16 protein-coding genes and 4 tRNA genes are annotated in these 14,830 nt (G+C 24.2%); 5 read left to right on the forward strand and 15 right to left on the reverse strand.

The features are described from left to right. Positions 1-29: 29 nt before the first annotated feature. The 10 genes from rplL to AB4W53_RS00190 all read right to left on the reverse strand — a co-directional run bounded on the left by rplL (position 30) and on the right by AB4W53_RS00190 (position 3,588). Entirely contained in the window at positions 30-398 is a 369-nt protein-coding gene (gene rplL / locus AB4W53_RS00145) for a 50S ribosomal protein L7/L12 (protein WP_367671900.1), read from the reverse strand. Between the two features lie 63 nt (positions 399-461). Beyond that, positions 462-956 (reverse strand): 50S ribosomal protein L10, encoded by a 495-nt coding sequence (gene rplJ, locus AB4W53_RS00150; RefSeq protein ID WP_367671901.1) that lies wholly within the window; start codon positions 954-956, stop codon positions 462-464. A gap of 59 nt (positions 957-1,015) precedes the next feature. Continuing rightward, a complete protein-coding gene (rplA, locus tag AB4W53_RS00155; RefSeq protein WP_367671903.1) occupies positions 1,016-1,717 on the reverse strand; it encodes a 50S ribosomal protein L1 in 702 nt (233 codons plus the stop codon). Further along, complete coding sequence (gene rplK, locus AB4W53_RS00160) at positions 1,718-2,146, reverse strand: 50S ribosomal protein L11 (protein WP_367671904.1); 429 nt, start codon at positions 2,144-2,146, stop codon at positions 1,718-1,720. Between the two features lie 53 nt (positions 2,147-2,199). Further along, a complete protein-coding gene (gene nusG / locus AB4W53_RS00165; RefSeq protein WP_367671905.1) occupies positions 2,200-2,748 on the reverse strand; it encodes a transcription termination/antitermination protein NusG in 549 nt (182 codons plus the stop codon). Further along, positions 2,748-3,125, reverse strand: coding sequence for a preprotein translocase subunit SecE (locus AB4W53_RS00170; protein ID WP_367671907.1), 378 nt, complete (start codon positions 3,123-3,125; stop codon positions 2,748-2,750). The genes nusG and AB4W53_RS00170 overlap by 1 nt, the downstream gene beginning before the upstream one ends. 126 nt (positions 3,126-3,251) lie before the next feature. Next, positions 3,252-3,325: transfer RNA gene (locus AB4W53_RS00175), tRNA-Thr, on the reverse strand. A 6-nt stretch (positions 3,326-3,331) separates the two neighbouring features. Then, a tRNA-Gly gene (locus AB4W53_RS00180) sits at positions 3,332-3,406 on the reverse strand. Positions 3,407-3,418: 12 nt separating this feature from the next. Further along, a tRNA-Tyr gene (locus tag AB4W53_RS00185) sits at positions 3,419-3,501 on the reverse strand. A gap of 14 nt (positions 3,502-3,515) precedes the next feature. Next, positions 3,516-3,588: transfer RNA gene (locus AB4W53_RS00190), tRNA-Thr, on the reverse strand. 199 nt (positions 3,589-3,787) lie between these two features. Between AB4W53_RS00190 and metF the strand changes: the two genes are divergently transcribed. The 4 genes from metF to argH all read left to right on the forward strand — a co-directional run bounded on the left by metF (position 3,788) and on the right by argH (position 8,255). Further along, on the forward strand, positions 3,788-4,675 hold the full coding sequence (metF, locus tag AB4W53_RS00195) for a methylenetetrahydrofolate reductase (RefSeq protein ID WP_367671909.1): 888 nt from the start codon (positions 3,788-3,790) through the stop codon (positions 4,673-4,675). 76 nt (positions 4,676-4,751) lie between these two features. Next, complete coding sequence (locus AB4W53_RS00200; RefSeq protein ID WP_367671910.1) at positions 4,752-5,537, forward strand: acetylglutamate kinase; 786 nt, start codon at positions 4,752-4,754, stop codon at positions 5,535-5,537. Positions 5,538-5,552: 15 nt separating this feature from the next. Beyond that, positions 5,553-6,767 (forward strand): argininosuccinate synthase, encoded by a 1,215-nt coding sequence (locus AB4W53_RS00205; RefSeq protein WP_367671911.1) that lies wholly within the window; start codon positions 5,553-5,555, stop codon positions 6,765-6,767. A gap of 102 nt (positions 6,768-6,869) precedes the next feature. Continuing rightward, the gene (gene argH, locus AB4W53_RS00210) at positions 6,870-8,255 is read left to right on the forward strand and encodes an argininosuccinate lyase (protein ID WP_367672111.1); all 1,386 of its coding nucleotides are present in this window, start codon (positions 6,870-6,872) and stop codon (positions 8,253-8,255) included. A gap of 110 nt (positions 8,256-8,365) precedes the next feature. On the opposite strand, the gene rpoD is transcribed toward argH, so the two are convergent. The 3 genes from rpoD to rpsU all read right to left on the reverse strand — a co-directional run bounded on the left by rpoD (position 8,366) and on the right by rpsU (position 12,304). After that, the gene (rpoD, locus tag AB4W53_RS00215; RefSeq protein ID WP_367671912.1) at positions 8,366-10,162 is read right to left on the reverse strand and encodes an RNA polymerase sigma factor RpoD; all 1,797 of its coding nucleotides are present in this window, start codon (positions 10,160-10,162) and stop codon (positions 8,366-8,368) included. 88 nt (positions 10,163-10,250) lie between these two features. After that, the gene (gene dnaG / locus AB4W53_RS00220) at positions 10,251-11,990 is read right to left on the reverse strand and encodes a DNA primase (protein WP_367671914.1); all 1,740 of its coding nucleotides are present in this window, start codon (positions 11,988-11,990) and stop codon (positions 10,251-10,253) included. A gap of 98 nt (positions 11,991-12,088) precedes the next feature. Beyond that, positions 12,089-12,304, reverse strand: a complete 216-nt coding sequence (rpsU, locus tag AB4W53_RS00225) for a 30S ribosomal protein S21 (RefSeq protein WP_367671916.1) — start codon at positions 12,302-12,304, stop codon at positions 12,089-12,091. 95 nt (positions 12,305-12,399) lie between these two features. Between rpsU and tsaD the strand changes: the two genes are divergently transcribed. After that, positions 12,400-13,395, forward strand: a complete 996-nt coding sequence (gene tsaD, locus AB4W53_RS00230; RefSeq protein WP_367671917.1) for a tRNA (adenosine(37)-N6)-threonylcarbamoyltransferase complex transferase subunit TsaD — start codon at positions 12,400-12,402, stop codon at positions 13,393-13,395. On the opposite strand, the gene ribB is transcribed toward tsaD, so the two are convergent. Both ribB and crr read right to left on the reverse strand, forming a co-directional pair. Then, positions 13,392-14,048, reverse strand: coding sequence for a 3,4-dihydroxy-2-butanone-4-phosphate synthase (gene ribB, locus AB4W53_RS00235; protein WP_367671918.1), 657 nt, complete (start codon positions 14,046-14,048; stop codon positions 13,392-13,394). The genes tsaD and ribB overlap by 4 nt on opposite strands. Positions 14,049-14,302: 254 nt before the next feature. Beyond that, positions 14,303-14,806, reverse strand: a complete 504-nt coding sequence (gene crr / locus AB4W53_RS00240; protein WP_367671919.1) for a PTS glucose transporter subunit IIA — start codon at positions 14,804-14,806, stop codon at positions 14,303-14,305. Positions 14,807-14,830: the final 24 nt, after the last annotated feature.

Below are 14,830 nucleotides of genomic sequence, written 5' to 3' on the forward strand. Positions count from 1 at the left end.
ATATATTAATTATTATTTCAATTGTAATATTATTTCATTTCTATTGTAGCACCAACTTTTTCTAAAGCAATTTTTAATGTTTCTGCATCATTTTTACTAATTTTTTCTTTTAATATTACTGGAGCAGATTCTACTAAATCTTTTGATTCTTTTAATCCTAACCCAGTAGCACTACGAACAGCTTTAATCACTGGAATTTTATTTTTTCCAATAGATTTTAGAATAACATCAAATTCTGTTTTTTCTTCTATCTTCTCTTTTGTATGATTTACATTTTTTTCTGGAAGTATCATAGAAGATACACCAAATTTTTTTTCCATTGTAGAAATAAGATCTACGACATCCATAACAGACATTTCTGATATTGCATTAATTATTTGTTCTTTTGTAATATTCATAATATACTGTCCTCGCAACAATAAAATTTATTTTATGTATAGTATTAATTATATCGATAGGTTTTATGTTTTAATTTTTTTTTTTATTAATTGTAATACAGTAATTAATTTTCCTATTGTTGCGTTTTTTATTGTGATGATTAAACGTATAATAGCTTCTTCATATGTTGGTAAATTAGATAATTGAATAATTTCTGATTGTGAAAGTATTTTTCCATTTAATGTAGCAGAAATTATTTTAAAGTTTTTATTTTTTTTAGAAAAACTATTAAATAATTTTGCTGCACTTCCTGGATGTTCTTTGGAAAAACCAATAATGATTGATCCAGCAATTTTGTTATTTAAGCATTGTAGGTGTGTATCTTGTAAAGATATTTTTAATAAGGTATTTTTTATTATATATATAAGAACGTTTTTTTTACGACTATTTTTTCGTAGTTTATTAATTTTATTCACACTAATTTTTTTAATTTTTGCAATAATTGCAGATTTTGATGATTTTGCAATTTTATTGATTTTAGTAACAATATTTTTTTTTTGTTGTAAATTTAATGCCATTATTTTACTCCTAAAATATATCTTATAATTATATTATTATATATTTGTTTTCAATGATATTATAATTTTTCTTGTAATTTATAATTTGTTATTTTTAAACCAATTCCCATTGTTGTTGATATTACAATTTTTTTGATAAAATTACCTTTAGAATGCATTGGTTTAATTTTATTTAATTCTACAATTAATTGATTCAAGTTATTATATAGATATTCATTAGAAAAATTGATTTTTCCAATAGTTGTATGTATAATTCCATTTTTGTCATTTTTGTATTTTATTTTTCCTTTTTTTGCATTAAAAATCGCTTCTTTAAGATTATTAGTGATGGTTCCTGTTTTTGGGTTAGGCATAAGTCCTTTTGGACCTAATATGGGTCCTAATTTTCCTATCATTGGCATTATTTCAGGAGTAGCAAGAACAATATCAAAATTGTTTTTTTTATTTTTGAAATGTTCAATTATTTCGTTACCTCCTGCTAAGTCTGCTCCATATTTTTTTGCTTTTTGAATATTTTCTCCTTGTGCAAATACAGCAACTTTAATTTTTCTTCCAATTCCATGTGGTAACACTGTTGATCCTCGTACAGATTGTTCAGATTTTTTAGGATTAATACTTAAATTAATAGCAATATCTACACTTTCAATAAAATTTTTACTTTGATTTTGTTTTAGTATCTCAATTGCTTCGTACATATTATATTCTTTATGTTTGTTAATATTTTTGTTCATGAGATTTTTTTTTTTTGTTTTTTTAATCATTTATCCCTCTATTTTTATACCCATAGATTTTGCAGTTCCTTGAATAGATTTTTCCATATTTTCTATATTCGAACCTGTCATATCTATTGATTTTATTTTTGCAATTATATGAATATCACTTTTTTTAATGGTTCCAACGAATTCAATATTAGTTTTACTAGATCCTTTTTTAATATTAGCATATTTTTTTAATAAAAATGATGCTGGTGGTGTTTTTGTAATAAAAGAAAAAGATCGATCATTATACACAGTGATAATTACTGGTATAGGTATACCTTTTTCTAAATTTTTTGTCTGATTATTAAATGATTTACAAAACTCCATAATGTTAATTCCCTTTTGCCCTAAAGCAGGACCAATTGGGGGACTAGGATTAGCAGTTCCTGCAGAAACTTGTAATTTAACATATGACTGTATTTTTTTTTTCATGATATTTTCCATGATCATAATGTTGATTTTTTATTATACAAGAATAATATTTATTATAAATTTTTTTCTACTTGATTAAAATTTAATTTTACTGGAGTAGGTCTTCCAAATATTGAAACTGATACTTGTAATCGATTTTTCCCATAATCTATTTCTTCTACAATACCATCAAAATTAGCAAATGGACCATTTTTTACGTGTATTTTTTCTCCTGGATTGAACATAGTTTTTGGTCTTGGTGTATTACCAATTTTTTTGATTTTTTTGATAATTTTATCAATTTCCGAATTTTGAATTGGTGTTGGTTTATCTGTAATACCTCCAATAAATCCTATCACTTTTGGTACATTTCTAACTAAATACCAGCTATTTTCATTCATATGCATATTAATTAATATATATCCAGGAAAAAATTTATATTCGCTATTTTTTTTTTTTCCATTTTTTATTTCCATGACTTGTTCACTAGGTATGATAATATCATGAAATAAATTTTGAATATTACTTGATTTTATTTTTTCTTGTATTTTTTCTACTACACGATTTTCGAATCCTGAAAATGTTTGTAAAATATACCATTTTTTTTTTGTAATATCATACATTATAAAATCCTTAGATTAATAATTGATGATATTATATAGAAAGATATTCTATCTAATATCCACAGTATTAAAGAAATAATCGCACTAGAAATAAATATTATAATTGTAATTTGTATTGTTTCAATCACATTAGACCAATGAATATTTTTTGTTTCTAATTGTATTTCTTCTAAGGACGTAATTATTTTTTTCATTTTTTTTTGTAAAAGAAACATAATACTTATTATTGTGAGTAGTATTAAGGAAAAATTTTTTATATTATATTTGTGTTCTTTATATATGATATATATCATAATATTTATACAAAAAAATAAAATATATTTTATAATATTTTTTTTTAAAAAAATATTTTTTTTATTATAAATTTTAATATTCATAAAAAATCCTACCATATTTTTATTTTGAAATATTAAAATTTTTAAATTACATTATTAATATTTACGGTTGAAAATTTTATAGGTAATTTGTAATAATTTTGTAACATAAATAGTATTTACAATTTATGCTGATACCCAGATTTGAACTGGGGACCTCACCCTTACCAAGGGTGCGCTCTAACCAACTGAGCCATATCAGCTCATTTTGGAGCGGACAGTGGGAATCGAACCCACATAATTAGCTTGGAAGGCTAATGTAATAACCATTATACCATGTCCGCTAAAAAGATTTATGGTGGAGGAAGGATTCGAACCTTCGAAGTCGATAGACGGCAGATTTACAGTCTGCTCCCTTTAGCCACTCGGGAACTCCACCTATTTTTATAATATTGCCGGCTACCGGAATTGAACTGGTGACCTACTGATTACAAGTCAGTTGCTCTACCTGCTGAGCTAAGCCGGCTGCAATATTTATTTGTTACAGTATATATATTACTGTTAGATTATTAATTATGCAACATGAAATTTTTATTTCTTATAAAATATTTCATATAGATAATATTAAACATATTATTATTATATACTAATTGTTAATTTTCATAAAATACTTATTTATGTTTTTTGCAAATTATACTGATAAATTTATTAAAAATAGGATATATATGAATATTGACAATCAATACTATGATATCATTAATCAAGATATTTTTAATATTAATGCTAATATTAATCTATCTTTTGAATTTTTTCCACCAAAAAATACTGTTTCTAGTAATAATTTTTTTACTGCTATTGAAAAATTGAGTATATTTCATCCAAAATTTATTTCTGTGACTTGTACTGCAGAAAAAAATATTCATTGTGATTATACTTATAATGCTATTAAAAAAATTCCAAAAATTTTGCAATTAAATATTGCTCCTCATATTACTTATATAAATTCTAGTATTTCTGAAATCAAAACTTTAGCTAAAAATTATTGGAATGCTGGAATTCGTAGTATTGTTGCTTTAAGAGGAGATGTTAAAGATTCATATCCTAAATCTCCTAAAGTATATGCGTACGAGTTAGTAAGTTTGTTAAAAGATGTTGCTGATTTTGATATTTCAGTTGCAGCATATCCTGAAGCACATCCAGAATCTAAAAGTGCAAAACATGATTTGATGTATTTAAAAAAAAAAATTGATTCTGGTGCTAACCGAGCAATTACGCAATTTTTTTTTGATGCTAATCAATATTTAAGATTTCGAGATCAATGTTTTGGTGCTGGAATTTATGTAGATATTATACCAGGGATATTACCTATTATCAATTTTAAACAATTAAAACGGTTTATTAAATTGACTAATGTATCTATACCAAAATGGATGGAAAATATTTTTAATAATTTAATTGATGATCCTTACATTAATAAGATGGTGGGTTTAATTATTTCTGTTAATATTATTAAAAAGTTATGTGAAGAAGGTGTTAATAATTTTCATTTTTATACTCTAAATCATTTTGATATGGTTTATTCTTTATGTTCTATATTAAAAAATCCGATATAAAATGAATTATATAACATAAATTTTGTAATAAAATCTATATAATAAATATATTTTTAATTCAAATAGAGTATTGAATATGAAAGAGACATTAGTGATTAAGTTAGGAGGAATGCTATTAAATAATAATACTATTATTCATAGGTTTTTCGAAATATTGTATAATTATTATCAATCTATGTATCAAAATATACTAATTATACATGGTGGAGAATCTTGGATAAATTATAATTATAATAATACATATTTTTCGAATACAAAAGATAGTACTTCAAATATTGTATGTTACAATACTAAGATTAGTAATATGATGAAATTAGATATATTATCAGGAACAATAAATAAAAATATTATTTTGCATGCAAAAAAAAATCATTTTAATACTGTTGGTTTATGTTTAACAGATGGTAATGATATTATTTTAAATTCTTCTCATATTAATTATGAAAATGTTGTATATAGTGATTCATGTTCATTAATTCGATATTTATTTTCTCGTAAGATTCTTCCAGTTATTAGTCCCATAGGTATTACAAAAGATAATATATTAATTAGTATAGATTCTGATGTAGCAGCTATGTTACTAGCTATTTCTTTAAAAGCAAAATTAATTATTTTAACTGATATTAATGGTATATTAGATGGTAAAGGTAATGAAATTAAGGTAATGACACAATCTCTTTCGCACCAATTAATTTCTTCTGGGATTATTACACATGGAATGGTAGTAAAAGTAAATACTGCTATACAGGTTTCTAAGGTATTACATCAATCTGTAAATATTGCGAGTTTAATTAATTTTATACAATTAAAAAAAATATTTTCTAAAGATATTATTGGTACTTTAGTGTGTACAAATAAATAACTGGATAGAAATATCATGATAAAAAAAAATCATCAGGAAAAAGTCGTTTTAGCATATTCTGGAGGATTAGATACTTCAGCTATTATTCCATGGCTGAAAGAAAATTATTCTTTGCAAGTAGTTGCTTTTGTTGCAGATATTGGGCAATCTCCAAAAGATTTAGAAGGTATTCAAGAAAAAGCATTACAGTCTGGAGCTATTGATTGTTATGTATTAGATTTAAAAAAAAAATTTATTAAAAATTATATTTTACCTGTTTTAAGTACAGGTGCTCTATATGAAGGTAGTTACTTATTAGGAACAGCCATGGCAAGGCCAATTATTGCTAAAGAACAAATTAAATTAGCTTTGAAAATTCATGCTACTGCTGTGTGTCATGGTGCTACTGGAAAAGGAAATGACCAAGTTAGATTTGAAACTGCTTATGCTGCATTAGCTCCAGAATTAAAAGTACTTTCTCCATGGAGAGAATGGAATTTATCTTCTAGAGAAGATTTATTAGATTATCTTAACAAAAAAAAGATTACAACTACTGCAACGAAGAAAAAAATATATAGTAGAGATGAAAATATTTGGCACATTTCAACTGAAGGGGGAATTTTAGAAGATCCTTGGAATCAATCGCATAAAGATTGTTGGGTGTGGACGAAGGATCTTCTTTGTACTCCTGATACAGAAGAATATATTAGTATTAAATTTAAAAAGGGTTTTCCAATTTCTATAAATAATAATACATTAGATTTGGTAGATGTATTAAATATGTTAAATACCTTGGGTGCAAAACATGGTATAGGACGTATTGATATTATTGAAAATCGTTTGATTGGAATAAAATCTCGAGGCTGTTATGAAACTCCTGGAGGAACTATTTTAATGTATGCAATTCGTGCTCTTGAACAATTAGTACTAGATCGGGATAGTTTTCAATGGAGACAACAATTAGGATTACAAATGGCTTCAATTGTTTATAATGGATTATGGTTTTCTCCTATTAGAGAATCTTTACAATCTGCTGCACGTATTTTTTTTGATATGATTAACGGAGAAGTAGTTATAAAATTATATAAAGGAAATGCTATTGTAGTACAAAAAAAATCTGAAAATTCGTTATATTCAAAAGAATTTGCCACTTTTAGTAAAGATAATGTATATAATCAACATGATGCTGAAGGATTTATTAAATTATTTTCGTTATCATCTAAAATTCGTGCTCTAAATAATAAAAAATAATATACATAATTTATCATTATTTATTTATATTTTATTGTATATCAATGGATCGTATTATATAAATGTTATCAAGGTTTTATAATTATGAGTAATACAAAAAATATGAAATTATGGGGTGGTAGATTTGATAAAAAAAATCATCCATTATTTCAAAAATTTAATAGTTCTTTACATATTGATTATCATTTATCTTTATATGACATTCTTGGATCTATTGCTTGGTCAAAATCTTTATTAGAGTGTAATATACTCACAATATCAGAACAATCAAAAATTGAAAATGCATTAAAAATGTTAATAGAAGAAATTAAGATCAATCCTACAAAAATGTTAGATAGTAATGTAGAAGATATTCATAGTTGGGTCGAATTTCGACTAGTGGATATGATTGGTAATTTGGGTAAAAAGTTACATACCGGTCGTAGTAGAAATGATCAAGTTACTACAGATTTAAAATTATGGTGCAAGTCTATTATTCAAGATATATTAATTTGTTTAAAAAAAATTCAATATACTTTTGTTACACAAGCGGAATCTTCTACTCATGATATTATGCCTGGTTATACACATCTGCAAAGAGCTCAACCAATTACATTTGCTTATTGGTGTTTAGCGTATATTGAAATGTTTAAAAGAGATGAAGAGAGATTACAAGATGCTTTTAAGAGAGTTGATATTTCTCCATTAGGATCAGGAGCATTATCAGGTACATTTTGCAATATTAATAGAAAAAAATTAGCATCATATATGAATTTTTCTCAAGTGACTCAAAATAGTTTAGATGCTGTTTCTGATCGAGATTATGTCATTGAATTATTGTCGATTGCTTCTATTAGCATGATGCATTTATCAAGATTTTCAGAAGATTTAATATTTTTCAATTCAGGAGAAGTAAATTTTATTGAATTATCTGATGATGTTACTTCTGGTTCTTCGTTAATGCCACAAAAAAAGAATCCAGATGCTTTAGAATTAATTCGTGCTAAAACAAGTAAAGTATATGGAGCTTTAATAAGTATGTTAGTTTTATTAAAAGGATTACCTTTATCCTATAATAAAGATTTACAAGAAGATAAAGAAAATTTATTTTCTGCGATTAATATTTGGATGGATTGTTTAAATATCTCAATATTAGTTTTACAATCTATTAAAATCAATACATCTTCTTGTTTAGAAGCTGCAAAAAAAGGTTATTCGAATGCTACAGAATTAACAGATTATTTGGTTCAGAAAGGTATTACGTTTCGAGAAGCACATCATATTGTTGGAAAAATAGTTTTAGAAGCGATTAAGAGAAATGATGCTTTAGAAAATCTAGATATTAGTATTTTTAAAAAATATCATATATTATTTGAAAACGATGTATATGAAAAATTAGACATGATTTCTTGTCTTAATACTAAAAAGTCGATTGGTGGTGTTGCATTAGATCAAATTTTTAAAAATATTCAATTGATCAAAGATAGGTTGTCTATTAAGAGTATTTAACTGTATTCTTAAATAATTTTGTATTAGTGATTTTATGATATTAAATATAATTTTTTTAAGAATACTGCTTCCTTATTATATCTAATAAGGAAGCTTAGTATTTATTAGTATTATTTATCTAAGAAATGTCTTAATATTTCTGCTCTACTTGGATGTCTTAATTTTTTTAATGCTTTTGCTTCTATTTGTCGTATTCTTTCTCTGGTGACACAAAATTTTTTCCCTACTTCTTCAAGCGTATGATCGGTTTTCATATCAATACCGAATCGCATTCTTAAAACCTTGGCTTCTCTCGGTGTTAACTCAGATAAAATATTGTAGGTGGCTATTTTTAAACTTTCTGAAGTAGCTAAATTAATGGGGAGGTCTAATTTATTATCTTCTAGAAAATCACTTAGTTGAGAATCTTCGTCATCACCTACTGGTGTTTCCATAGATATCGGTTCCTTAGCGATTTTTAGTACTTTTCTAATTTTTTCTTCAGGAACAAACATCTTAGTAGATAATTCTTCTGGTGTTGGTTCTCTTCCTGATCTTTGTAATATTCTTCGTGAGATTCTATTTAATTTATTAATTGTTTCGATCATATGTACTGGAATTCGAATTGTTCTTGCTTGATCTGCAATAGATCTAGTAATAGCTTGTCTAATCCACCATGTTGCATATGTTGAAAATTTATATCCTCTTTTGTATTCAAATTTTTCTACCGCTTTAATAAGTCCAATATTTCCTTCTTGAATTAAATCTAGAAATTGTAGTCCACGATTGGTATATTTTTTAGCAATAGAAATAACTAGTCTTAAATTTGCTTCGATCATTTCTTTTTTTGCTTGTTTTGTTTGTATTTCTCCTACTGTCATATTTTTATTAATATTTTTTATTTCTTGTATTGTTAGTTTTGCTTCTTTTTCAATTTGTTCTAACTGTTTTGTTGGTTCTATAATTTCTTTTTCTAAGGAAAATATTTTTTTTGACCATACTGTGTTATGTTCTTGAATTTTATTTATCCATGTTGTGTTTGTTTCATTTCCAACAAATACGTTGATAAAGAATTTTTTAGGTATTTTACAATTTTCAGTACATAATTTCATAATAATACGCTCTTCTTTACGAATTCTTGCTACTATATTGTGCATACTATTAGCAAGATAATGGAATTGTTTAGGAACGAGTTTAATTTTTTGAAATATGATTGATAATTTTTTTATTTCTTTTATAGAATTAGTATGTTTTCTACCACTACTATTAATAATATTTTTTGTTTTAATATATTGTTTTTTTAGTTTTGAAAAATATTTTTTTGCCATTACTGGATCTACATCATATTCATCTATATTAATAATAACATCTTTATCTTTATTATTATAATGTATTTTATTTATTTTTTTTATTTTTTGTCCTGTAAATCCTGATGTGACATCAGATAATCGTATTTTTCCGGATTTTACACGTTCATATTGGTTTAAAATATATATAATTGCTTCAGGATATTCTGAAATTGATGATTGTACTTGATGAATACCTTCCTCAATTTTTTTTGCTAATTGTATTTCTCCTTCTCGAGTTAATAATTTTACGTTTCCCATTTCTCTCATATACATACGAACAGGATCTGTTGTTTTTCCTAATTCAATCTCTGAATCAAAATTTTCTGAATTGTGATTTTCTGTTTCTATATTTTCAATATTAAGAAGATTATGTTCTTCACAATTTACACTATCTTTATGAGACTTGTGATCCAAAATTGGAATGCCAATATCGTTAATCATATTTATAATACCTTCAATTTGATGAGAGTTAATAATATTTTTTGGTAAATGATGATGAATATCAAAATAGGTTAAATATCCTTTATTTTTACCATATTTGATAAGTGATTTGAGTGGTAAGTGAGGATTTTTTTCCATAATGAGTTTTCCATTTTATTAAATGCATTAGTGATGATTAGATTTAATATACATTATATAATTAATATAATATATAATATAGAAAATATTATTTTTTTTGTAGTGTTTTATTTATTTTCCATAATATATATTTTTCTTTTTTATCTAATTTTTTTATTCTATCTTTTGTAATAAGATTATTATATTTTTTTTCTAAAATTAATTTATATAAATTTATTATTAATTCTACAAATACAAAATTTATTTTTTTTTTTTCAATCATATGATCTAAGAAAATAATTTTTTTAATTATATGAAATAGTTTTTTTTTTTTTCTATAAAATTCTATTAATTGCCCAGTAGTAATTTTTTTAAATATTTTACATATATTAAATATTTCTATAAATAAGGGTAATCCACATATTTTTATTTTTTGTAATTCTTGTATTGAATATGGAATAATATTATATAGTTTCGGTATTTTAATAATTAAATTAATTAAAATTCTCATTTTATTTAATTTTATTTTTTTCTTATTATAATATTTTTTTTGATTATAAAATATTTTATGTAATTGGTATTCTTCTATAATACCTATTTTTTCACCTATTTTTTTTTTTAAATACATTTGAAGAAATGTATTTGGTATTTTTTGAATTAATGGAATAGATTTATTTAATAATTTATTTTTTCCTTCTATTGTACTTAAATTAATTCTTTTACATAATTTCATGAAAAAAAAATCTATCATACTAGTAGAATTTTTCATTCTTTTAAAAAAAGAATGTTTTCCTTCTTTATGTATAATACTATCTGGGTCTTCTTGATCCGGTAGAAATATAAACCTTATATTTCTATTATGATACAGATATGGTAGCGTATTTTTTAATGTTCTCCATGATGCCTGTTTTCCAGATTTATCTCCATCATAACAATAAAGAATATTATTAGTTATTTGAAATAGTATTTGTATTTGATATTTTGTAATCATTGTTCCTAGCGTGGATACAACATTTTGAATATTAAATTGAGTTAAAGATATAACATCAAAATACCCTTCTACTACTAATATATATTTTATTTCTATATTTTTTTTTTTAATTTTTTCAATACCATATAATTCTTTACTTTTATTAAAAAACTCTGTTGTAGGAGAATTAATATATTTAGGATATTTATTATTTATAAGACTTCTACCTCCAAATCCAACAGTGTTTCCATATTGATTTTGAATTGGAAATATAATTCTATTATAAAATTGATTATATTGTTTATTATTTTTTATTTTTATAAAGATATTATTTTTAGTATTTTCGTGGATACTGTTATTATGAATAATTTGATTTAAAAAATTTTCTTGATTAGATGAAAATCCAATCTGAAAATAATTAATCATAGTATTATTAATTTTTCTGTTTTTTAAATAACATTTTGCAATTTTTCCATGGTTGGTGTGAATATTATTATGGTAAATGTTTACAATGATTTTAATATCTTTATAAAACTGATTTTTGTAATAATATTGTTTTTTTTTTTTTAAATCAAAATAATTGTTTGGTATTTTTTTCCCTAGTATTCTAGTAAGTTCTTGAATACTTTCAATAAATTTTAATTGATCGTATTTCATAATAAAATCAATCGCATTTCCATAAATATTACAACCAAAACAATAAAAATATTGTTTTTCGTGATTAATGACAAATGATGGTTTCGTTTCATTGTGAAATGGACACAGTGCATGGTAATTATTACCATGTTTATTTAATTGGATACGTTGTTTAATAATATCAACAATATCTATTTCATCTAATATTTCTTTAATAAAATGTTGAGGTATGAATGTATGCATAATAATATATTTTGATTGAATAGATATTTATGACCGTATATTTCATTCAGTACGGTCTGTAAATGTTAGAATATTATATAATATAATGTATTATTTTATTAATACATACGCATACGGCGCATATTTTCTCGAGAAAGTTTTTTTGCTAATCTTTTAATTGCTGACGCTTTTGCTCTTTTTCTTTGTGTAGTTGGTTTTTCATAAAATTCTCTTCTACGAATTTCAGAAAGTATTCCAGATTTTTCACAAGCTCTTTTAAATCTTCTTAATGCTACATCAAAAGGTTCATTTTCTCGAATAGTAATGATAGGCATAAATATTGTATTCCTTGATTGAAAAAATATTATTTATATTACTATACTATAGTATATATGTTTTAAAAAAAATTAAATATATTTTAAGGTATAGTATGAGAATACTAGGAGTAGAAACATCTTTTGATGATGTTGGTATAGCAATTTATGATAGTCATTATGGTATTTTGGTCAATGTATTAAACAGTCAATGTATACATAATCAATATGGAGGAGTGGTTCCAGAATTAGCTGCTAGAGAATATATTAATCAATTAGCTCCATTAATAAAAAATATTTTAAGGAGTCGAAAAATCTCTATGAAGACGATTGATGGTATTGCATATACTGCAGGACCTGGTTTATCAGGATCATTATTAGTTGGCGCTTGTGTTAGTTGTGCTTTGGCTTATGCTTGTAATATTCCTGCAATTCCTATTAATCATATGGAAGGTCATTTATTGTCTCCGATGTTAGAAGATAAGAATGTTAAATTTCCTTTAATTGCTTTATTAATTTCTGGTAAACATACACAACTAATTAGTGCTTCTAAAATAGGAAAATATGAGTTGTTAGGAGAAACATTAGATGATGCCGTAGGAGAAGTTTTTGATAAAATTGCAAAAGAATTAAATTTAGGTTATCCTGGAGGTGCTATATTATCAGATTTTGCTACTTATGGTAATTTAGGAAAATTTACTTTTCCAAAACCAATGAAATATCATAAAAATTTCAATTTTAGTTTTTCTGGATTAAAAACATTTACTTTAAATTTAATTCGGAGTAAAAAACATGATTTACAGGATTTATATGATATTGCTTGTAGTTTTGAAGATTCTATATTAGATGTTTTAGTATATAAATCATTAAAAGCAATGAAAAAAAAAGGATTCAAAAGATTATTAATAGCAGGAGGTGTTAGCGCAAATAAAAAATTAAGAAATCGTTTAAAAAATATATTAGAGAAAAATCATGCTACTTTATATTTTTCAAGTAGTAATTTTTGTACTGATAATGCTGCTATGATTGCATATACAGGTATGGTACATTATACTAAAAAATATAAAACAAAAATTATTATTCGTCCAAATTGGCGTATAACAGATCTTTAAAAAAGATTTTTATGATTTTTTTTTTTAATATATGTAATGATATCATTGATTTTTAATATAGGCATATTATGTAATTGTGAAAATTTTATAATTTCTTTGATATTTGCCATACTACCATCTTTATTCATTAATTCACATATTACACTCATTGGTTGCAATCCAGATAATGCCATGAGTGCAATAGATGCCTCTGTATGTCCTTCTCTTGATAATACTCCTCCTCTGTGTGCGCATAAAGGAAAAACATGTCCTGGTGTTTTTATATCTGAAGGTGTTACTGTATCTGAAATAGCCGTTTTAATGGTTTGTAAACGATCTTTTGCAGATACTCCAGTAGAAATTTTGGTAGCAGCTTCTATACTAATTGTAAATCCTGTTTTATAAGTACTAGTATTTTTTTTTACCATCATAGGTAAATTGAGTTGTTTTCTCTTTTTTTCTGTAATACATAAACAAACAATGCCACTTCCATATCGAATTGATAATGCCATTTGTTGTACTGTCATATTATTGGGATAAAAAACCAAGTCACCTTCATTTTCTCGGTTTTTGTGATCTATGATAATCACTCCTTGTTTTTTTTTTAAAGCATTCATGGCATTTTGTATTCTGTTTTTAGCATTTCCGAATTTTTTTGTTAAATAATTTACCATATTTTTCCTATGTTGTATTTTTACAAAATATATAAAATATTGTATACTATAAATAGTATTATATATTTTATATAATATCGTAAATAAAAATATATTTTTATATTTTAAAATAAATACTGAATAAATTAGTATAAAATATGATGTTATTTTTATATGATAATGATATTTTATACAATGTAATGTATTATATTTTTAACAAATGATGTAAAAACGGTACTAAAAAATTTAAGAGCACCGTTCTTATAATATTACAATTATTTTATAATTTCCATAATTATTGTTTTTCCTGCTTTTACTTCTCCAGAATTTTTTTTAATTTTTTTAATTTCATTAATGTTAGAAATTACTACTGGAGTTAAAATAGATTTTGCATGTTTTTTTAAAAATCGTAAATCATATTCAATAATAGTTTCACCGACATTTATTTCTTGGTTTTCTTGCGCAATCTTTTTAAATCCTTTTCCTCTTAATAAAATTGTATCTATTCCAAAATGTACAAAGATTTCTATTTTATTTTTTGAAATGATTGAAAATGCATGCATAGTATTAAAGATTTTACCAATAGTACCTGTTATAGGTGCCACAATTCTTTTTCCTATAGGATTAATGGCTATACCATCTCCAATAATTTTTTTAGAAAATACTTCATCTGGAACAGATTCAATATCTATAATATCTCCTGATATAGGAGCAATGATATTAGTTTTTTTACATTGTTCGGATTTTGTACTTGTAAAAAATTTTGTAAATAAATTCACAAGATTTCCTTAATTTGTAATTAT

The sequence above is a fragment of the Buchnera aphidicola (Myzocallis carpini) genome, from assembly GCF_964059025.1.
Classification (GTDB): domain Bacteria; phylum Pseudomonadota; class Gammaproteobacteria; order Enterobacterales; family Enterobacteriaceae; genus Buchnera_L; species Buchnera_L aphidicola_AK.